This is a genomic window from Fictibacillus sp. S7, assembly GCF_004127935.1.
GTDB lineage: Bacteria > Bacillota > Bacilli > Bacillales > Fictibacillaceae > Fictibacillus_C > Fictibacillus_C enclensis.
In genome coordinates this window covers 3,992,519-4,012,256 of record NZ_QJKL01000001.1, presented here as the reverse complement: position 1 = coordinate 4,012,256, position 19,738 = coordinate 3,992,519, and the positions used below count along the sequence as shown (strand labels likewise).

The 19,738-nt window shown below is 46.1% G+C and carries 17 protein-coding genes; 3 read left to right on the top strand and 14 right to left on the bottom strand.

The window, feature by feature from the left end:
• Positions 1-2: 2 nt before the first annotated feature.
• The 11 genes from fliW to DMO16_RS20325 form a co-directional block, all read right to left on the bottom strand.
• Entirely contained in the window at positions 3-446 is a 444-nt protein-coding gene (fliW, locus tag DMO16_RS20375; RefSeq protein WP_129479812.1) for a flagellar assembly protein FliW, read from the bottom strand.
• 12 nt (positions 447-458) lie between these two features.
• Positions 459-1,034 carry a DUF6470 family protein gene (locus DMO16_RS20370; protein ID WP_129479810.1) on the bottom strand — a complete coding sequence of 192 codons (576 nt, stop codon included), beginning with the start codon at positions 1,032-1,034 and terminating at the stop codon, positions 459-461.
• A gap of 49 nt (positions 1,035-1,083) precedes the next feature.
• Complete coding sequence (flgL, locus tag DMO16_RS20365) at positions 1,084-1,998, bottom strand: flagellar hook-associated protein FlgL (RefSeq protein WP_129479808.1); 915 nt, start codon at positions 1,996-1,998, stop codon at positions 1,084-1,086.
• Positions 1,999-2,009: 11 nt separating this feature from the next.
• Complete coding sequence (gene flgK, locus DMO16_RS20360) at positions 2,010-3,467, bottom strand: flagellar hook-associated protein FlgK (protein WP_129479806.1); 1,458 nt, start codon at positions 3,465-3,467, stop codon at positions 2,010-2,012.
• Positions 3,468-3,482: 15 nt separating this feature from the next.
• Positions 3,483-3,938 (bottom strand): flagellar export chaperone FlgN, encoded by a 456-nt coding sequence (gene flgN / locus DMO16_RS20355; RefSeq protein ID WP_129479804.1) that lies wholly within the window; start codon positions 3,936-3,938, stop codon positions 3,483-3,485.
• Between the two features lie 9 nt (positions 3,939-3,947).
• Positions 3,948-4,211, bottom strand: a complete 264-nt coding sequence (flgM, locus tag DMO16_RS20350) for a flagellar biosynthesis anti-sigma factor FlgM (protein ID WP_129479802.1) — start codon at positions 4,209-4,211, stop codon at positions 3,948-3,950.
• Positions 4,212-4,314: 103 nt separating this feature from the next.
• On the bottom strand, positions 4,315-4,701 hold the full coding sequence (locus DMO16_RS20345; protein WP_129479800.1) for a TIGR03826 family flagellar region protein: 387 nt from the start codon (positions 4,699-4,701) through the stop codon (positions 4,315-4,317).
• Positions 4,702-4,854: 153 nt separating this feature from the next.
• A complete protein-coding gene (locus DMO16_RS20340; RefSeq protein ID WP_164988977.1) occupies positions 4,855-5,568 on the bottom strand; it encodes a ComF family protein in 714 nt (237 codons plus the stop codon).
• Positions 5,565-7,064, bottom strand: coding sequence for a DEAD/DEAH box helicase (locus DMO16_RS20335; protein ID WP_129479796.1), 1,500 nt, complete (start codon positions 7,062-7,064; stop codon positions 5,565-5,567). Before DMO16_RS20335 ends, DMO16_RS20340 begins: the two co-directional genes overlap by 4 nt.
• A 54-nt stretch (positions 7,065-7,118) precedes the next feature.
• On the bottom strand, positions 7,119-7,967 hold the full coding sequence (locus DMO16_RS20330; RefSeq protein WP_129479794.1) for a DegV family protein: 849 nt from the start codon (positions 7,965-7,967) through the stop codon (positions 7,119-7,121).
• A 125-nt stretch (positions 7,968-8,092) separates the two neighbouring features.
• Positions 8,093-9,064, bottom strand: coding sequence for an ROK family protein (locus tag DMO16_RS20325; protein WP_129479792.1), 972 nt, complete (start codon positions 9,062-9,064; stop codon positions 8,093-8,095).
• A 193-nt stretch (positions 9,065-9,257) separates the two neighbouring features.
• Between DMO16_RS20325 and DMO16_RS20320 the strand changes: the two genes are divergently transcribed.
• On the top strand, positions 9,258-11,051 hold the full coding sequence (locus DMO16_RS20320; protein WP_129479790.1) for an ATP-binding protein: 1,794 nt from the start codon (positions 9,258-9,260) through the stop codon (positions 11,049-11,051).
• Positions 11,052-11,218: 167 nt separating this feature from the next.
• Here DMO16_RS20320 and DMO16_RS20315 read toward each other — a convergent pair whose 3' ends face one another.
• Together DMO16_RS20315 and DMO16_RS20310 are read right to left on the bottom strand one after the other, a co-directional pair.
• The gene (locus DMO16_RS20315) at positions 11,219-11,959 is read right to left on the bottom strand and encodes a response regulator (protein ID WP_061971875.1); all 741 of its coding nucleotides are present in this window, start codon (positions 11,957-11,959) and stop codon (positions 11,219-11,221) included.
• Positions 11,956-13,116 (bottom strand): sensor histidine kinase, encoded by a 1,161-nt coding sequence (locus DMO16_RS20310; RefSeq protein WP_061971871.1) that lies wholly within the window; start codon positions 13,114-13,116, stop codon positions 11,956-11,958. Before DMO16_RS20310 ends, DMO16_RS20315 begins: the two co-directional genes overlap by 4 nt.
• Positions 13,117-13,451: 335 nt before the next feature.
• Here DMO16_RS20310 and DMO16_RS20305 point away from each other — a divergent pair, with 335 nt between their 5' ends.
• Entirely contained in the window at positions 13,452-14,087 is a 636-nt protein-coding gene (locus DMO16_RS20305; RefSeq protein ID WP_129479788.1) for a YigZ family protein, read from the top strand.
• 104 nt (positions 14,088-14,191) lie between these two features.
• Positions 14,192-15,265: an LCP family protein gene (locus DMO16_RS20300; protein WP_129479786.1), complete on the top strand. Its 1,074-nt coding sequence runs from the start codon at positions 14,192-14,194 to the stop codon at positions 15,263-15,265.
• Positions 15,266-15,305: 40 nt separating this feature from the next.
• Here the strand turns inward: DMO16_RS20300 and DMO16_RS20295 are convergent, their stop codons facing one another.
• Positions 15,306-19,499: a GH92 family glycosyl hydrolase gene (locus tag DMO16_RS20295; RefSeq protein ID WP_241840614.1), complete on the bottom strand. Its 4,194-nt coding sequence runs from the start codon at positions 19,497-19,499 to the stop codon at positions 15,306-15,308.
• Positions 19,500-19,738: the final 239 nt, after the last annotated feature.

Below are 19,738 nucleotides of genomic sequence, written 5' to 3'. Positions count from 1 at the left end.
TTCTACACACCCCGCTCTGCCGCTGCTTCGGCAAATAGTTGATGCCTTGGAGTATAGTTTCGGTCGTTTAACACAACCTGTTTCCCCTGGTTGTTTACCTTATTGATCACAACCGGTGCCTGCAGGTTCGCCGTAGACTCTGACAGTTTGTCCCGGAGTGTTACAATCACCTGAACAAACACATCCTGTTGCTCCTTGATTTCCAAACCTTCCACGACTGCATCTGGAAGAGTAAAGTCATAGTCTCCGAAATACATAAAGGGATCGGCAGTCACAAACACAAGGCCTGCTTTTTTTACCGACTGTAAAATAGAAAACGGCGTGTCCTCAAAAGGAAGAATAATAAACTCCCTTTCCTCTTCAAATCCGGGAATGCCATGCTCAAAGGTAATGATGTTGCTTTGTTCCATTTCAATTTCTCCATGAAATTTTGTTTTCAGCTTCATTTTTTCACCACTTTATTTTAATTGATTATTTTTTGGTTCTGCTATTTGAATGGATAATGTTGGGTACTGCTTCATTTCCGTGTGGACCTCGCCTGGCTTGTAGCTGTGCTGCGGACGATTGATGGTCGCTTTTATCACCGGCTTATTGACCTGCCAGTCGATATTGATTTTCGCTGGTTCAAAGTTTGTTTTTACACTAAAAGGCGAGGGCACAAACCCGATATTGAATTCGAGCATCGGGTCTTCACTGTTTTCTTTGGCCTGATCAGCAATGGGCAGGCCGCCATCTTCAATCCTCATCAGCTGGTCTCCCTGCTCTGCCATTCGCGACAGGCCTTCCAGCCAATCGCTATAACCTTGTTGCGCAAACTCCTCGATCCGCTTGGAAATCGGTTTTAAGTCCATATCCGCCCATGCCTGAGACTGGTCAATGCTCAGCTTTCCGGGAATCGTTTCAATCCGAAGATCAGCCTTTGGCTGCTGAATGCTGAGATCTGCAGGTCGCTGCTGGATTTCCTGGACCGGTAGAGTGGTTGTAATGGAAATTTGCGCTTTTGTTGATTGCATCGTTAGCTGTGGAATGGCCATCAAATCTCCTCCTTCAACAAGAAAGAGCTATCAAAGAGATAGCTCCATTTTAGCGTAAAAAGTCCAGCAGCGAAGGCTGAATAATGCGCGATCCTACGCCAAGAGCGGCACGGTACACACTTTCCTGTGATTTCATATCAGTGATGACACGCTCAATATCGGCATCCTCATTATCAGAAAGAATGCGGCTAGCGATCACTTCCTGCTCGTCCACCCGGTCTTCCATCAGCTCCAGACGGTTGCTTTTCGCTCCGAGTTCTGCCCGCTCTGCCACCACGTTGGTAATATGCCCGTCAAGCAATCCTAGAAAATTAGCGATTTCCTTGGAATAGCCATCCGGCGTATCCTGGTTGTTCAGTGCCTTTTCCAACGCCGACAAATCGCTGAACAACCCTTTCCCTGGTTCATCACTCGTTATGAAGATTTCCGTTCCCTTTACGTTTACCCCGAGTTGGATGCCTTTAGATAGCTCTATTTTCACATCGTCTGTATTGCTGGAAACCTGTGTTACCTCTCCATCTGTTACAGTAACAGGAGCTTTCGACGTTTCATTTCCGTTAAAAATGTACTTTCCGGAGACCTGTGTGTTGGCGATTGTTGCCAGATGCTCCTTTAGCTGCTGAATTTCTTCACCAATGGCAGCCTTTTGATTTTCCTCATAGGTGCCATTGGATGCCTGAACAGTGAGCTCGCGAATCCGCTGCAGGGCGCTTGTTGCTTTATCAAGAGCTGCATCCGTGCTTTCCACCCAGTTGTAGGCTTCAGAAAAGTTTCGCTTGTATTGCTCGACCTGCGTGAGGTTTGTGCGGTAGCTCATCCCCTTCATGGCCACAACCGGATCCTGCGATGCCCTCGTAATCTTCTTTCCTGTGGAAAGCTGATCCTGCAATCGCCCCATCTTTTCATAGCTGCCGCTTAAGTTGCGCAGCATGTTTCCTGACAGCATGCTTTGTGTTACTCGCATTTATGTGTCACCTACCTTCCTGAAACCCCCATGCCGTTAATGATTTTATCGAGCATCTCATCGACCATTGTGATCATGCGGGCCGATGCGTTATAGGCATGCTGAAATTGGATCATGTTCGTCATCTCTTCATCCAGTGATACCCCGCTCACCGACTGGCGGCGCTGGTCAACCGAAGTCGCAAGCGTATCGGCGTTTGCACTCATCCGGTTCGCCTGCTCGGCATCAACAGCCATCTTCCCGATTGCACTGGCATATTTTGATTTTAATTGCATCGTATCCATGACATTGCCCAAATTCAGGGCGTTATTACCGTCGCCTGTCGCCTGTGTCGATGCCGCGGCGATATTTTTCAGATCATCCATAATAGAGGTGGAAACCTTAATCCCTTTGGCGGCCCCTTTTACATCACTGCCCACCGTAAAGAAATCAAGCTGGGTTTGCGTGCCGCTGTTGATATCATTCAGGCTCCAGCCGCTTTGATGAACCTCATTAATTTCCTCGGCAAAATCAAATGCCAATTGATCCAGCTGATTCAGCATCTCGGGGTAATCGTTGTTATAAGCGGACGTCATTCCTTCCAGCTTTCCGCCTACATTGGTTGAAGTTATCGGGGTACCACCCAAAGTAAAGCCGGCGATGCTGCCGTCACTTTCCGAGATTCCGAGTTTTTGAGCGGCCGTGTTGCTGTCCACCAGCTTTCCTAATGAGGCTCCGGATGAATCCATTAATTCAATGGTATAGTTTCCTTCCGCAAGCTTGGATGAAGTATCACTGCTTGGAGTCTTGGTGACTTTGATATTCACCAGCTGAGACAGACGGTCGACGAGCCGGTCTCTTTCGTCATACAGATCATTCGGCAGGTAGCCGTGGGGTTCGATCTCACTGATCTGCTGGTTAATGCCACTGATCTGTTCAGCAATCGAATTCACTTCATTGACCGAAACATCGACCTGGCTTTTTATATCATCGCGAATGGAAAAAAGTGAGTTTGATAGATAGTTGAACGTTTCTGCGACGGCCACACCGCGTTGGCGGACAACCGAGCGTGCTCCGTCATCTCCCGGGTTTGCCGAAAGATCCTGAAGCGATTGCCAGAATTGGTCCAGTGTCTTTGACAACCCGTTGTCGCTCGGCTCATTCATGATATCTTCCATTTTCTCGAGCGCGTCGCTTCGTGCTCCCCAGTAGCCGGATTTTGTATTCTCTCCCCTGAACTGTACATCCAAAAAGTCTTCCCTCACACGCTGGATGGAGCCGGCTTCGACACCGGTTCCCATTTGTCCGGGGATTTGCGGCCGGTTTCGGGATGGAGCAGGGTAAGGCTCAGTCTGGTTAAAGTTGACCCGCTGCCGTGTATAGCCCGTTGTATTGGCGTTGGCAATATTCTGTCCGGTCACTTGAAGGGCGTACGATTGAGCGGTCATACCCCGCCGGGCGGTTTCAAGTCCGTGAAATGTTGATACCATGCATGTTCCTCCGTTCTAGGTTTTTGAATCGAATAACGTAAAACTGTTTCCTGCATAACCGTTAGTCTTGGAAGAACTGTATGTTAGTTTCTCGGGCTCGGGAATCAACATGTTCATCGACATGTTCACAAATTGCAGGGATTGGTGCAGCAATTGTTGATTCAATTGATTTTGCTGCTTTAAGAACAGGTATTCTTTCTTCAGCTGCTCCTGAAGGTCTTGAAGCTGTTGTATTTCTGCTGGCGCTGCCTGCTCGATCAGCTCAGACATCGTAAGTGTGCTGATTTGGTTTCGCTCTTCTTCAAGCGCCCTCAGCGTTTTGACATGCTCATTTTCTTTTTCAAGCAAAGCATCAAGTGCAGCCACGTCCCCTTTTTTCAGGATTTCCGTTTTTTCTGAAGCAAGATGGTTTAATTCTTTATGGACATAAAGCAATTTTTGCAGCATGGGAATCATTTGTGCGGATGCCATGATTTCCTCCTAGTTTTTCCAGTACTCATAAAATTTGCGGGCCACTTCCATCGGATCAGCATGGTACTGACCGGCCTCGATTCTGACTTTAATGTCTTGAAGCTTTTCCTGCCTGCTGGGTGGAATTTGCTCTGAGGATTGAAGTTCCTTTGCTTCTATCGAGATTTGAAGTTCATCACTCTTGTTCATCATTTCCTCATTTTTCATGGAGGAAGGCTGGTTTTGCCTTGTATATGGATTCATATTGACGTGATTTATGCTGTTAATCTTCATAAGTTACACCTCTTCTGCAGGATAAAAACTTCTGCTTGACTATTCTTTATATCGGCTTAAAACGAGAGAGATGAAGTTTTCGGGCAAAAATAGGAAGCATTGATCACTTAATGTGGTACGACTTTCCCAGTTTTTCATAATTTTTTTCCGTTGGACGGGTTTCCAGTTTTGTTCTGATATCATTTTTGCAGGATTGGCACAACCGTCCTTCCTGGATGGGCTGTTCACACATCTCGCACTCATAATAAAAATGCGGAAGATGCGCCACCTGAATTCTCCCCTGCCGGATGAACCAGGTGATTTTCGCTTCAGGAACACCTGTGTTTTCCTGGACTTCATGCAATGATGCCTGCCGATTCTCCTTTTTCCGGATATAGGAGGCTACTTTTTCAAACATCGTTTCTTCATTTCTGAAACAGGTGTCACAAAGCGGACGGAGATGCTTAACGAACAGATTTCCGCAGTTGGGGCAGTTCTTTAACTCTTTCACTCAAGTTCACTCCTCTGTAGCTTCTATCTGTTATATCGGAGTTTAAGATCGAAATTTCATAGTTCGTTCGCACCCTTCCTTCCGGCCAAAGCGATCAATAAATAAAAAAGTGCCGATTTCTCGGCACTTTTCACCTATTTGGCATTGGGGCCACTATCTCCCCACCGTCATAGACGAAGCCTCACATGCCCCAGCTTCCAACATCACTTTCGCCGCCTGGCGAATGGTGGCACCTGTCGTATAGACATCATCGATCAGAAGAACGCTCTTTCCCCTGATTCTTTCCGCTTCCTTTGATGCTTGAAAGATGTTCTCCTTGATATCCATCCGTTCCTTTCTCGACTTTTTGCTTTGCTTTTTTTCATGAATGACCCGTTCCAAAGGAAATAGTAATTCGCCTCCCAGCAGCTCGGCCAGAAGCATGGCCTGGTTAAAGCCTCTCTCATAATGCCTTTCCTCGCTCAATGGAATTGGAACAATCAGCCTTCCTCTGAATTCCTTTTTGTACAGCTTACGAAATGGCGCCCTAAACCCTTGTGCGAGCTCCGCATCTCCTCTGTATTTCAGCGTGCTGATGATCTGTTTTAAAAAGTCATTGTAGACATACAATGAGCGATTTTTCGTCAGCAGTCCGCTCCATTCCTTGCTTTCTTCCCAACGAATGCAGTCCGTGCAGCAGTGTTTCTGTCGATATTGCTCGGGAAATAAGATAAACGACCTTCCACAAATTTCGCAGTATTCCCCGTTAATCCTCTCTAAGGATGAAGAGCACTCTTCACAGAAAAGCATCGCTTCCGAAAGTCCGGCTATAAATGACCAGCCCACCGGTTCATAAAACGCTTTGTGGCAGTATAAACAAAAATTCACAGACCCGCCTCCCTGTTCATTTGTTCGATATGCCATTTCGCCTGGACCATGGCATTGGTTTTGCCATAGTGAAAAAACAGCACTTCTCCGGCAGGGTCATCCTTGCTGCGGCCGGCACGGCCGGCAATTTGAACAAGCGCACTTTCACTGAAAATCTCTTCTTCGGCCCCAAGGACTGCCACATCAGTAAATGGGACTGTGACACCGCGCTCCAATATCGTGGTCGTTACCAGAATTGGCGTCTCGCCATTCCGAAACCTCATTACTTTTTCCTTTCGATCGGGGTCCTCTGCATGGACACCTTCAATTAAAGGGTTTACTTTCTTCAAGATCGCTACGATCTGTTCCAACGTCCGGACAGAAGGCACAAAAAGAAACCCTTGCCTGTTCCTCTCTATCTGATGGCTAATCCAGCTCATCACATTTTGAGGAAGCTTGTTCTTTTTCAATCGTTTTTTCCAATGGCCACACCAGAGAAAACGGGGAACAGGCAGCGGAAATCCGTGATACCGCTTCGGGATTTTTACAGATGAAAGCTCACCATGTTCTCCCCGTTTTTTCATTTTCCTGTCAGGTGTAGCACTTAAATAAACCATCAGTGCTTCTTCCCTTTTGGCTTGCTGTACGGCATGCGCCAGAGTTTTATCATAGGAAAAAGGAAAGGCATCCACCTCATCGACAATGATCAAATCAAAGGCCTTGCGGAAACGGAACAACTGATGCGTCGTTGAAAGGATAAGCTGGGCACCGTCCATTTTATCCTTACTGCCTCCATAGAGACCCGACAAAGTAACACCAGGAAACACTTTTCTTAAACGGGGAATCAATTCAAGAACCACATCGGTCCTTGGAGTAGCGATACAGACCCGCTGTCCATCCTTCAACGCTTTTTCGATTCCTTGAAAAAGCACCTCGGTTTTTCCCGCTCCACACACTGCCCAGATCAGCAGCTCGTCTCTTACACCAATCTTCCCGACCAGCTTCTTAGTAGCCCTCTCCTGGGCAGGTGACAGCATACCGTCCCACACCAGTTCGCTATTCCTGCTCTCCCAGTTCAGATCAGGGCCGGACCAGGCAACGAGCGGTGTACACTGGCTGACCCGGCCCATCATGATACAGTTTCGGCAGTACACACATTGCGGTTCCTTGCAGCGATAACAGGAAAAGGAGGCAAACATATGGGGTTCACAGTTCCCGCACCGGTTGCATTTCCAATTTCCCTGTTCATCGTCTATTCCTTTGTTGTACTGAATATAGCCATTATTATAGTGCTGTTGTATCTCTTCCAAAGAGGGAGAAAGTTCATCCAATAGAAGGAGTTTGCCGGCAAGTTCTGCTTGAAGGGTGGGGTTAAAAGCGAAGTCTTCGTTCAAAGGGGGTGGGTCAAAATCGGGTAGATTGTAAAAGGAAGCGGGAGGAGGATGGTGGTCGAGCCGTGCCAAAGGTTCAGGAGCTATTCTGGTTTTTCCATCAACAAAAAAGGAGACAAACCTCATGACATAGTCTCCTGTTGATAAGGAATTTTCATAAAAATCCCTCCGTATAATGATTTAGTTTTTCATCCACGTAATGCCGAGCGAGCCTTCACCGAGATGGGTACCGATAACCGGACCAAAATAATCGACAGCTACACTGGCGTTTGGGTATTTTGCCTGAATTTCTCCGGCGATTTCTCTCGCTTCTTCCTCACGCTGAGCATGGATGACACTGACATGGAACTTTTCATCGGGACTGACAGATTGCTCCATCAGCTGGTGAATCCGGCCAATCGCTTTTTTCTTTGTACGTATCTTTTCAAATGGAACGATCTTTTTATCCTGAAAATGAAGGACCGGCTTAATTTGAAGAAGGTTCCCTACCAAAAGCTGAGCTGTGTTCATACGTCCGCCCCGGTGCAGATGGTTCAGGTCATTCACTACAAAGTAAGCTGGAATTCCCTGCGATTTGATTTCGTTCAGCTTCTCCATGATCTGCGCTCCGTCCGCGCCTTCATTGGCCATATCTACTGCTGTATAAGCGTAATGGGCTTGGGGGGCACAGCTGATTTCGGAATCAAACACATAGAACTTTATGTTCTCAACCATATCCGCCAAGCTGAGTGCACTTTGATAGGTACCGCTTATGCCGCTGGATAACGTAATCATGACCGCTTCATCATATTCCTTGGATAAAGCTTCTAGCGTATCCGCTAATTCACCGATCGAAGGCTGTGACGTTTTCGGAAGATTTCCTCCCTTACCAACCATCTCATAAAAATCATCTTTTTTGAGTTCCACTTCTTCTTTGTACGTTTCATTGCCAAAAATAACGTTGAGCGGAATCATTACAATGTTTTTTTCTTTTCTGACGTGCTCTGGTATGTAGGCAGTGCTGTCTGTAATAATAGCTACCTTATTCATTGTAATTTCCTTTCCTGTCAGAGATTTTTTTCATCCTCTCTTCTACGATAGTAGTTTACACGAAACAGGCGCCGGTTTCATCAAAACGGCGCATTTCTTTGTTTTTATTTAATTTCTCTGACTCGTTAACCCTTTCCTGCCTTCACTTCTTCCTTATGCATCAGCTGGCAAAGCGCCAGTGCACCGTAAATCGCCGACTGATCCTCCAAACCTGCGAGCACCAGCTCCGTCGGACATGGAACAAACTCTTCCAGCATGCTTCTGATCTTTCCGATAAACGACTTACCCGATAACGCGACGCCTCCGCCCAGAACGATGATTTGCGGATTGAGAAGAGCGGCTGCGTTGACAATGGCCATCCCCATATGAACGATCCCTTCACGGATGATGCCTTTGGCGAGTTTATCCCCTTCATCCGCCAGCCTGAAAACGTCTGTTGTACTAATAGTTTTAAGCTGTTCTTCCGAAGAACCGCCCTTGAGCCGTTTGGCTTCCTGGTAATGATGGGCTATAGCGACGCCTCCCATCTTGCTGCTCAAAAATCCATAGCCTTCTCTAATAGGGGTAAATCCGCCAGAGGCTGCCTCGGGATCACTGATCATATGTCCTACTTCACCTGATGCCCAGTGAGCACCTCTGTAAATTTCTCCGTTCACCAGCATGCCAGCCCCGATGCTTGTTCCGATCATGAACAGCAGAACGTTTTCCTTACCTTTTGCAGCTCCGTAATAGACTTCTCCCAATAATCCTGTATTCACATCATTATCTACATAAACCGGAACACCGAATAAAGCCTCAGCTTCCTGTTTCAATTTATAATCCTTCCATTTCAGATTGGGTGCGTTAAATACGATTCCTTTAGCAGGATCGATTACACCCGGCGCTCCAATACCTGCAGCCACTATGGATTCCCATGGGATATTTTTTTCCTCTGCCATCTCTTTCGTCTGTTTGGCCAGTTCCTCGAGGACACCCGACTCCACAAATTCCTGTGTGTGAAATTCTCGGCCCGCAAGAATCATGCCATCCGGTGTAAAAAGGGCACTTTCCACATTTGTTCCCCCAATGTCCACACCGATATAATATTTTTCTCCCATTTATGCACTCTCCCATTTTATTAATTTTTTCATAGAGTTTACCCGCATACGCTGTTTAAGAAACTGATCATGCTGCCATCCAACTTAAACGGCAAAATTAAAAAAAGGTGGCAATTTGTCACAAAAGGAAGGAAAATATCGAACCTGTAAGAAATAGTAAAATATATTCATTTGGAGGAGGGACTTTCCTACCATGGAGCATCATCTATACATCTCAGCCTTATCCGTAATCACAGCCGTCATTTATTCCTTTGTAGCTTTAGATTTTGCCCGAAGAAGTAGCCGTAAAACCAATTCCTCCCGCCGACTTTGGCTTCTCAGTGCATCCATCACCATGGGGATCGGAATATGGGGCATGCATTTTGTCGGGATGATGTCGATCAATATGTCACTGAAAGTCCATCATGATCTGTCTTATCTCCTTTTGTGCATGATATTTGCGATCGGGGGTGCTTGGCTGGCCTTTTATTTCGCAAAGAAGAACCTGTTCATTTCTGCAGTGATTATGGGGACAAGCATGATCGGACTTCATTATTTCGGCATGATGGCCATTTTCCCCACTGCGGCCATTCGCTACGATCTATCTGTCTTTTCTCTTGCCGCTGCATGTGCGTATCTCTTTTCAGGACTGGCAATGTACCGCCACTTTAAGACGGGCCGCCCTTCCTTCTTATCCCATTTTTTCAGCAGTGTGCTGATGGCTGCTGCAATGGCAGGATTGCATTATACAGCTGAAAAAGCCATGAACATGAAATCCCAGCATGTTCACCATATGAGCCACGATCCATCCCTTGGAAGTCTGACCTTGATCGCTACTGCGATTGTCGCAGTAGCCACTCTCTTTATTTCCTTGCTTTATATGATGGGAAAATGGAGCGACCAGCAGCTTAAGCTTAAGTCTGCCCTGCTGAAAGAAAGCAAACAGCAGAATCATTCCTTAATTGAACTTAATCCTGACGGCGTTTACATTATTAACAAAGACCGTACATTGACTGTGGTGAACCGTTCCCTTGAGGAACTTACAGGATTTACGTCTGAGGAATTGATCGGAAAAGCGTATACATTTCTTTTAGCGAACACAAATGCCCCCCGGATGGAGTCGCTGTTTCAGCGTACACTTGGCGGAGAGTCCCTGCAGGTTGAAACCCGCATCAGGCAAAAGAATGGAAATGTGTTTGATGCAGAAGTAACCAACATTCCTTATTATGTGGACAACGAGATCCGGGGAATTGTTGGAACGATGAAAGATTTGACGGTCGTACGGCAGGTCGAACAAAGAATCCGTGAATCAGAAAAATTAGCGGTTGTCGGAGAACTGGCTGCAGGAGTCGCCCATGAAATCCGCAATCCGCTGACCACACTCAAAGGGTTTACCCAAACCATGATGAACGCGCCTTCTTCTCCTGAAATGAAGAACTATTTAATTATTATGCTGGACGAGATTGAGTCCATTAATCTCATCACCAACGAGTTTATGGTACTGGCCAAGCCACACATGACCATCACTGCCTCCATTAATGTGGTTCCCCTCATCAAGCAGGTGACAACCCTTTTGACCAGTCAGGCAAATCTTACTAATGTCATAATAAACAGCAAGTTTCTCATTGAATGTGGGGAGATCAGGGGCGAGAAGAACCAAATCAAAAAAATGCTTGTCAATCTGCTTAAAAATGCCATAGAAGCCATGCCCGAGGGAGGTAACGTTACTGTAACGGCAACGGCAGGTAATACAGGAAATGTGCTCATCTATATTAAGGACGAAGGAATTGGAATGTCTTCTGGCGAGCTGCAGCAGCTGGGCCATCCGTTTTACACCACCAAAAAGAGCGGAAAAGGCCTCGGTTTATTCGTCAGTAAAAAAATCATTGAAAACCATAATGGAAGTGTGCGATTTAAAAGCATTCCGGGAGAAGGAACAATCGTAGAAATCTCCTTGCCCGGACTTGAAGAGACAATGAAAGCAGACAACACGCCATTTATCAGCTAGTAAAAGCTCTTTTCTAGAAAATGCTTAAATAAGGAACATCTTTCTCGGGGCTTCACCGAAAGCATCCTGAAGCGGAAATCAACAACTTCCAAGAGCAACAAAGAATATGAAAACAGCTAAAAAAAGCCAGGTTCACTTAAGTACCCGGCTTTCATCATATTTTTCCTTTATTTTACTTTCACCCAGCCACTTTTGATCGCTTCAACAACAGCTTGGGTACGGTCATTTACATTCATCTTTTGAAGAATATTGCTCACATGGTTCTTCACTGTTTTTTCGGAAATAAACAGGTCTTCTCCAATGCCGCGGTTGCTCTTTCCGTCAGCAAGCAATTGCAGAACCTCACATTCACGGCGGGTCAGGATGTGCAACGGCTTTCTGTATTCCACTTCCTGCAGCCCTATCGTGTTAGGGTTTGCATTATTGGTCTTTGTTGTTGTTGACAGTCGGCGGAACTCATTAAGCAGGTTATACGTAATCTTCGGATGAAGGTACGCTCCTCCTTCAGCTACAACCTTTACGGCTTCGATAAGAGAGTCTGCATCCATTTCCTTCAACAGATAACCTGATGCACCAGTTTGAACCGCATGGGACACATAGGTCTCATCGTCATGTATGGAAAGGATGATAACTTTTGTCTCGGGAGCTTTTTCAACCAGACGGCGTGTGGCTTCCACACCATTAATATTCGGCATGTTAATATCCATCAGCACGACATCCGGATGATGTTCGCTTACGATATCCTCAGCTTCGGAACCATCATCGCCTTCTGCGACAACAGAAAATTCGTCTTCCATATCGAGGATGCGTTTAACACCTTCTCTGAACAAACGATGATCATCAATAATAGCAATTCTTGTTTTTTCCGGTGCCTCTGCACTGGACTCATAAACATCTAGACTTCTCATTCTGAACCCTCCCGATCTCGTATAGGTATTTGAATATAAACCCCGGTTCCATAATTTAAGCGTGATTGAATCCTGAGCGTTCCCTCCAGGAGTTCCACGCGTTCTCTCATGCCAATTAATCCAAACGAATTGGTTTTTTGCTGCCCTTGGGCATCAAAACCTTTTCCGTCATCTTTTATAAATAAAGATACTTTGCGGTCTGTGAATTCTATTTTTACCGAAATGTTTTTCGGATCAGCGTGCTTGCATGAATTCTGGACAGCTTCCTGAATTAACCGAAATAACGCAATTTCCATCTTCGTATGAAATCTTCGTTCATTTCCCATTGACACAAGCTCGATTTCAATACCCGTACTTTCCTGGACGTTGCGCAGGTATTTTTTTAATGTTGGGATGAGTCCTAAGTCATCAAGCGCCATTGGACGGAGATCGTAAATGATTCTCCTTACTTCCCTTAGAGAGGCACGGACCATCTCGCGTAAGTCTCTGATTTCACTGACTGCTGCTTGTGTACCTTTTTCCTTGAACACCTTTTCCACCAGTTCAGAACGGATCAGCACATTGGCCATCAGTTGGGCAGGGCCGTCATGAATCTCGCGTGATACGCGGCGGCGCTCTTCCTCTTGTGCCTCAATGATCTGCAGACCGAACTCCTGTTTCTGTTTGGCATCTTCCACAAGCTCATTAATTTTTAAAAGATCCCCGCTTAAGTAATTCAGAACAACCGAAATCTGGCCGACAAGCGATTCCGCCTTCGACACGGTTTCCTTCAGTCCGTTTAAGCGTCTTTCTAGATCATCTCTTTTTTCACGTAATTGTTTCTCAGTCTGGCGGGCGATCGACATTTCTATCTGAATGGCGTTTGCACTTTCATAAGCCTCACGGATGTCGCCCTCGCTGTACTTTTCAAAATGCTTGCTGACTTGCGCAAGTTTTGATCTGGCGATTTTTGATTTCTCTTCCAGCAGATCCGACCGGTCGATAGCCTCAAGCGCTTTTTCTTTTACATCATCCAGCTCTTTGGCCAGCCGTAAAAATTCTTGTCTGGATTCTTCGCTGATATCAAAAACTTGGGTCTGGCTTACTTTAACGGTATTGATGGTTTCCGTAAGAATGCCATCTAAAAGCTTTGGGTCAATTTGTGTTTTAGCTGCCATCTTGTAAATATCCTCCAATTAAAACGATAAAGAAGAACAGACTTTAGTTCGAGAACCATCTTACCTAATTTACACTCGGGACTTTCTTACCACAAATCCAAATAAAAACATTTATTCCATATAATCTTCGGCTCAAAAAGGAATTTTATGTCTATTATTCAAAGAAATTTGTAGGAAAGACTATCCCGCCTTATAATGAAGGATAGCACTAAATCCCTTGTATTTGTAGCTTTTCAAGAGAATTTCCACGTTAAATTTTCATGACTTGCCCAATGGCTATTTTATTTCATTATAGAAACTGATTATTAAATTCATAAATAAGGAGCACCCTAATTATGTTATCCAACTATCTTACCGTGAAAGAAACCGGAGAACACGAGATTGTGATTGAGCGTTCCCGATTTATTGCCCATATCGCCCGTGCAGCTACAGAAGAAGAAGCCAACGGGTTTATCCAATCCATCAAAAAAAGGCATCACAGTGCCAACCATAACTGTTCAGCCTATCTGATTGGGGAGCACGACCAAATTCAGAAGGCAAATGATGATGGAGAACCGAGCGGAACAGCTGGTGTTCCAATGCTCGAAGTACTAAAAAAACGCCGATTAAAAGATGTCGTTGTTGTGGTTACCCGCTATTTTGGCGGAATTAAACTGGGAGCAGGCGGGCTCATCCGTGCATACGGAAAAAGCGTGAGTGAAGGACTGAACGCCATCGGTGTCGTTGAACGCAAACTGATGCAAATGGTTCATATAAAAATTGATTACACTCTTCTCGGAAAAGTCGAAAATGAATTGCGGTCCTCCCCCTACCTGATTAAAGAAATTAACTATCTGGAACAAGTCGAAATTGTAACGTATGTGGCCGCAGAAAACATACAAATCTTTAAAGAATACGTAATAAACCTTACAAATGCAAATGCTACAATAGAAGACGGCTCTCTGGAATATCTAGAAGAAAAAATTCTGTAAAACTATCCCCAATTAACTCAGATTATGTCGAAGACTATGGACTGTAGGGCAAAATTGTTGACAGACTAATCAGGGAATTTTCCCGTTAAAGTGAGGAATAAAACATGAGTTATTATAACGAAGAAAGGCAGCCGACACGGCTTGTCAGAAGGAAAGTCAGGAAACGGAAGCGCCGTCCATTCCGCCGTCTACTCCGCCTGATGCTCGTTCTTTTGGTATTCTTAATGCTTGGCGGCGTGGCATACGCCGGTTATTTGGCCTATAAAGTGAAAACAACAGCTGATGAAAGCTACAAAGGCCTGGCTAATGGCAATAAATCCGATCTTCGCATGGATAAAGTCGCTATGGGTAAAGACCCTGTTAATATCCTCTTAATGGGCGTAGAGAGTTACAAGGGTTCACCGGGGCACACCGATGCATTGATGGTGCTCACCGTTAACCCGGATACGAAAGAAGTAGCCATCACAAGTATCCCGCGGGATTCCCGCACATATCTGCCAGTAATTGGCCGCAAAAGCAAAATTACACACGCGTATGCGTACGGTAAGAAAGGCCATAAGGAACAGGCAACCATAGATGCTGTTGAAAATTTCCTTGATGTGCCGATTGACTACTACGTTCGTACCAACTTCCAGGGATTCAAAGAAGTGGTGGACTCTGTTGGCGGCATAGATGTCAATGTGCCGTTTGACTTTGATCAGAAAAATCTGAAAGGCAAGAAGCTTTACTTCCATAAAGGAAAAATGCATCTGAATGGTGATGAAGCATTAACCTACGTTCAAATGCGTAAACAAGATAAGCGCGGTGACTTTGGACGTCAGGACCGCCAGCGGCAAGCAATGGAAGCTGTTGCCCATAAGGCCCTCTCGATCAAATCCATTTCGCGCGCAGATAATCTGCTGCAGTCCGTCGGAAGTAATGTTCAAACGAATATTTCGCTTAAAGAATTGTTCGGTATGAGAAACTTCTACAGCAGCATCCAGAATAAAAAACTCGAACAAATCAAAATTGGCGGACAGGATGAATACATCAATGGTCAGTATTTCTTTGAACCAGATCCAGCCACTGTCCAGAAAGCCAGCGAACGAATTAAGGAAATCCTGGACTACAAAGGAAAAGGAGCTGCTTCATCGAACAGCAATGGTGACAGCAGTGAGCTTGGACAAGATTCTAATTAATAAGACAAAAAGCACCCGCCGGCCCGGCGGGTGCTTTTCGTTATTGTAGAGAATTCAGCAAAGCGTGTACATCGGCTGCCAATGATTTTTTTGCCTTTCTGGTAATCTCTTTCCCCACTGCTGCTGCGTTGATTTGTTTAATTGCTTTTTTCAAATACGCTGCAGCATTCGTATACTGTCCTTTCTCTTCAAAAACCTTAGCCACCTTTACATTCTGAATCAGGTCATTTTTCAAAGGATTCTTTAGTTCCCCGGCCTGCGCAAACGTTCGTAAAGAGGTTTCCAATTGATGAATATCACCTGCAAGGTCTCTTCCAAGCAGTTCAACCTCTGCTAATTTGGTGCTTGTGCTTTCCGCGAATTCCAGTTTGTAATAGTTGTACTTACCAGGATGCTTAATGGAGTAAACCTTCGTCTGAAGCCGCCATGAAAACTTCTCATTTGTCCTCTGATCCAGTATTGTCCAGTGTTTGCCGTCAGCGGAACCTTTGAGCATCCAGTTTGCCGGGTCGCCGTCACTTCCATCCGTTCCTGACGTCAAGGTGTACATTTGTACCCTTTTTGCCTCATTAAAGTTGTATTGAACGATTGGGTTTTCACCATTCAGCGTTGTTCTCGTTGATGACGTATTATCGAACAGAGCATCCAGTGTACCAGCATCCCCATCGCTCGCCTTCCCGCCGCTATGGTCGGTCAAGTCACTCATTGGATGCGGAGCAAGTCTTGATCCATCAGTGGAAGACGGTGTAATAGAAGCAGGAGCATCCTTTTTGCCGGTTCCCCATGAAGAAGGCTTTGGTCCCATATCAAAATCCAAACGTGCGCCATCTGCAAGGTCAGAATGGAGCAGGTAGGTTTTGCTGTAGCTTTTTCCGTTGATTTTTAATCCCTGGATATATTTATTTTTCTTGCTGTTCTTTGGCGCGTTGATGACTATTCTCTTGCCATTTTCCAGATGAACGGTTGCTTTCTTGTATAGCGGTGCGCCAATCGCGTATTCCGGGCTGCCCATCTTTAAAGGATAAAAACCGAGTGCACTGAAGATTTGCCAGGCCGACATTTCACCATTGTCTTCGTCCCCGGCATATCCTTGACCGATTTCGCTTCCGATGTACAGCCGCTCAAGCACCTCACGGACCTTCTCCTGCGTTTTCCAAGGCTGTCCGGCATAATTGTACATATACGTAATGTGATGTGCTGGCTGGTTGCTGTGGCCGTACATGCCCATTCGAACATCCCGCGCCTCTCTCATCTCGTGGATGACGCCGCCATAAGCTCCGGCATGCAGTGCGGTTTCCGGGGTACTGAAGAACTCGTCCAGTTTGTCTGCGAGCCCGTTTTTGCCTCCATACAGATTGGCCAGACCCTGTCCGTCCTGCGGAGCATGAAAGGCCATGTTCCACGCATTCGTTTCCGTATAATCTCCGCCCCAATCACGGGCATCAAAGTCTTGCGCAGACGTGCGCCACTCTCCATTTGCCTTTCTTCCCATAAAAAATCCGGTGTCAGGGTTAAAGAGGTGAACATAATTTTGTGCCCGGTTCATGTAGTATTTTGCATCGGCTTTATATTGGGCATGATCCGAAGCATTCTCGCCCGCTTCCTTGCCGAGTGCCTTGGCCAGGTTTGCGATGCCATAATCGTTGATATAGCCGTCCAATGACCAAGATAGTCCCTCACCAGTCGATGTATTGGTATAACCATCAAAAATAGACTGTGATATACCCTTTCTTCCGGTTCCTGCGTTCGGGCTGACAACGGAAGCGTTTTTGATGGCGGATTGATAGAAGCTCTTCACATCAAAGTTGTGAACACCTTTTAAATAGGCATCGGCAAATGCCACATCCGAGCTGGTGCCGACCATCAAGTTTGCATAGCCGGGAGAGGACCATCTGGATACCCAGCCGCCGTCGCGGTATTGCTGTACAAATCCGTCGATCATCTCCCCTCCCATGTTCGGAGTGAAGAGTGAATAGGCCGGCCATGCCGTGCGGTACGTATCCCAAAAACCATTGTTCACGTACGTTTTACCGTCCACAATCTTTGCTCCGGTTGCCTCAGGAGTGCTGCTGCCAGCAGACGGTGAAAACGGACTTGCATATTGATAGTGCGGGTTGTCCTTTGTGCCTGTGTTTTCAAAGCCGGAGTTCGGATACAAGAACAGCCGGTACATGTTGGAATACAACGTCACATGCTGGTCTTCACTGGCACCCTCCACCTCAATTTTACTCAACAGCTTTTCCCACTTTTGCTGAGCTTTTTCCTTTATGGACTGGAAGGTATCGTCCGACTGAATCTCCTGTTTCAGGTTTTTCTTGGCCTGGGCTATGGAAATCAGGGAGGTCGCAATTTTCATGGTGACTGCTTTCTGGTCTTTCGTATCGAACCTGACATATGCGGTTACATTATCCCTGCCTTCTCCTGTCAGCTTGCCGCTGTTTGTGATCGGCTGGTCAAACGTGGCATAGATGTACATGCGGGAAGCGCCGGCGGACAATCCGCTTTTCACATCCGAATAGCCGGTTACTTCACCTTTTTCTTTGTTGATTGAGATGCCTCCATTATTGTTTACATTGTCTAAAATAAGGCTGGAGGTGTCTCCTTTAAACGTATAACGCTGCATGGCCGCATGGTCGGTTGGCGCAATTTCTGCCTTTATCCCATTATCAAACTTCACACTGTAATAGTGGGGCTTTGCGGTTTCATTTTCATGCTTGAACGGAAGGGCTCTTGCCTTTCTGTCGGCATCCGGCTTTTCAGCTTCGGAAGCGGACGGCATCACCTGAAACGTCTGCCGGTCTCCCATCCATGGGCTTGGTTCATGGCTTAAGGAGAATGCCTGAATTTCCGGCTGGTTGTTTTCGTTATTGCTTTGGTTATAGCTGTATAGCCAGCTCGTGGATCCGGCGTCCGTAGCCGGTGTCCAGAAATTGAAGCCATGCGGAACGGCAATGGCCGGAAAGTTGTTGCCTCGTGAAAACGTGCTGTTGGACTGTGTTCCGCGCAAAATGTTGACGTAATCAGTCAGATTGTTGTAGCTCTTTTGCACAGGATTCCCGGTGATCTTGATATCATCCACGGTTCCCCGGAATATTCCCGGCCCTTTGGGGTTATCATAGGCAACCAAAATACGTTTAATCGTTTTGCCGGCCGCAACGGCACCGATGTTGGAATACTTATAGTTCCATTGATTCACATAAAGGGTTTTTGATTTTCCTTGCTCTTCTGGAGTTACCGGGATGCCGTGCTGATCCACCGCACCCAGTTCATGGAGGTAGGTACCATCGGCGAATGCGAGATCCACCGAGGCGTAGGAACTGGAGTAATCGTTCTGGTCGCTGTCTGTAAATTCCGGATGAATGAGATAAGAGAGTTGCGTTTTTGAATTGACTTTGATATTTACATCAAAAACTTTGTTGTATGAGTAGGCACGGCCCTTTTCAAGATGTGTGCCTGAATAGGTAAAGGCCTTTGTCCCGGTCCAGCCGGCTTTTGTTTTCGCCGTATAGGACGTCAGCGGCCCGCTGCTTGCCTCGGACTTCATATCGGCTGCTGGCGGCTCAGGAACGTCAATGCCGTTGGAGAGGGCAATTTCAGCCACCTGAGTCAGGCCGTCTCCCGAATTTTTTGTGATGTTAAGCCTGTAATACAAATAAGGAGTGTCATTGTCGAACGTGTAGAGTTTGCGTTCAAATCGCTTGGGGAAAGCCTCATCACTTCGTGTGTCCAGCACGGTCCAGTTCTTGCCATCATTAGATCCCTGTAGCTCCCATGCTTTCGGATCCCGGCCCTCATAATCGTTGGCCGATGTAACAGCATACTTTACCACCGTCTCCGGCCCGGACAGCTTGAACTGAAGCCAGCCTGTCGGTTCAAAAGCCAGCCATTTTGTATTGACATCCCTGTCAATCAATTTTTCCCCGATTTCGTTCGGTGGGTTTTCCGCACTGACCCGTACCTCCTCTACTTTGTTCGTAATGTCCCCTTGAATGCCGTCATACTGTATATTTCCGTCAATTCCCGATGACATTTTGTTGCCGTTTGGATCGGTCTCCACCGTATTTTCCCATGTTGGTTTTTGTTGATCATTTTCAAATGAGGTAAAAAAATCTTTCACTGCCTTTGTCTCCGGTTCAGCGTGTACCCGTGCAAGCCCTGGTGCATTCAGCATGCCGACCGCAATAGCAGAGGAAAGAAGCACATGCGCAACCGCCTTTCTTTTCAACTGAATCATACCTGGTCCTCCTTTTTAATAGTGACACTTATAAAGCGCGGGATCACTCACCTCCTGAAATAAAAATACTTCATATAACTGAAAGCGCTTACATATAGTATAAGAATAAACTCTTCCTGAAAAGGGACCAAATATCTGTATTATTTTAGGATTTTCTTCATTATTTTAAGGCAGGGGAGGAGTTGGTCTCCGTTTCAGGATGCTCGCTTTCCTCGGCCTTTGAAAATTTCTCCAAAGCA

Coding starts and splice junctions, on each gene's coding strand:
- fliW (WP_129479812.1), bottom strand. CDS start 446: ATGAAGCTGAAAACAAAATTTCATGGAGAAATTGAAATGGAACAAAGC.
- DMO16_RS20370 (WP_129479810.1), bottom strand. CDS start 1,034: ATGGCCATTCCACAGCTAACGATGCAATCAACAAAAGCGCAAATTTCC.
- flgL (WP_129479808.1), bottom strand. CDS start 1,998: ATGCGAGTAACACAAAGCATGCTGTCAGGAAACATGCTGCGCAACTTA.
- flgK (WP_129479806.1), bottom strand. CDS start 3,467: ATGGTATCAACATTTCACGGACTTGAAACCGCCCGGCGGGGTATGACC.
- flgN (WP_129479804.1), bottom strand. CDS start 3,938: ATGGCATCCGCACAAATGATTCCCATGCTGCAAAAATTGCTTTATGTC.
- flgM (WP_129479802.1), bottom strand. CDS start 4,211: ATGAAGATTAACAGCATAAATCACGTCAATATGAATCCATATACAAGG.
- DMO16_RS20335 (WP_129479796.1), bottom strand. CDS start 7,064: ATGAGGTTTGTCTCCTTTTTTGTTGATGGAAAAACCAGAATAGCTCCT.
- DMO16_RS20330 (WP_129479794.1), bottom strand. CDS start 7,967: ATGAATAAGGTAGCTATTATTACAGACAGCACTGCCTACATACCAGAG.
- DMO16_RS20325 (WP_129479792.1), bottom strand. CDS start 9,064: ATGGGAGAAAAATATTATATCGGTGTGGACATTGGGGGAACAAATGTG.
- DMO16_RS20320 (WP_129479790.1), top strand. CDS start 9,258: ATGGAGCATCATCTATACATCTCAGCCTTATCCGTAATCACAGCCGTC.
- DMO16_RS20315 (WP_061971875.1), bottom strand. CDS start 11,959: ATGAGAAGTCTAGATGTTTATGAGTCCAGTGCAGAGGCACCGGAAAAA.
- DMO16_RS20310 (WP_061971871.1), bottom strand. CDS start 13,116: ATGGCAGCTAAAACACAAATTGACCCAAAGCTTTTAGATGGCATTCTT.
- DMO16_RS20305 (WP_129479788.1), top strand. CDS start 13,452: ATGTTATCCAACTATCTTACCGTGAAAGAAACCGGAGAACACGAGATT.
- DMO16_RS20300 (WP_129479786.1), top strand. CDS start 14,192: ATGAGTTATTATAACGAAGAAAGGCAGCCGACACGGCTTGTCAGAAGG.
- DMO16_RS20295 (WP_241840614.1), bottom strand. CDS start 19,499: ATGATTCAGTTGAAAAGAAAGGCGGTTGCGCATGTGCTTCTTTCCTCT.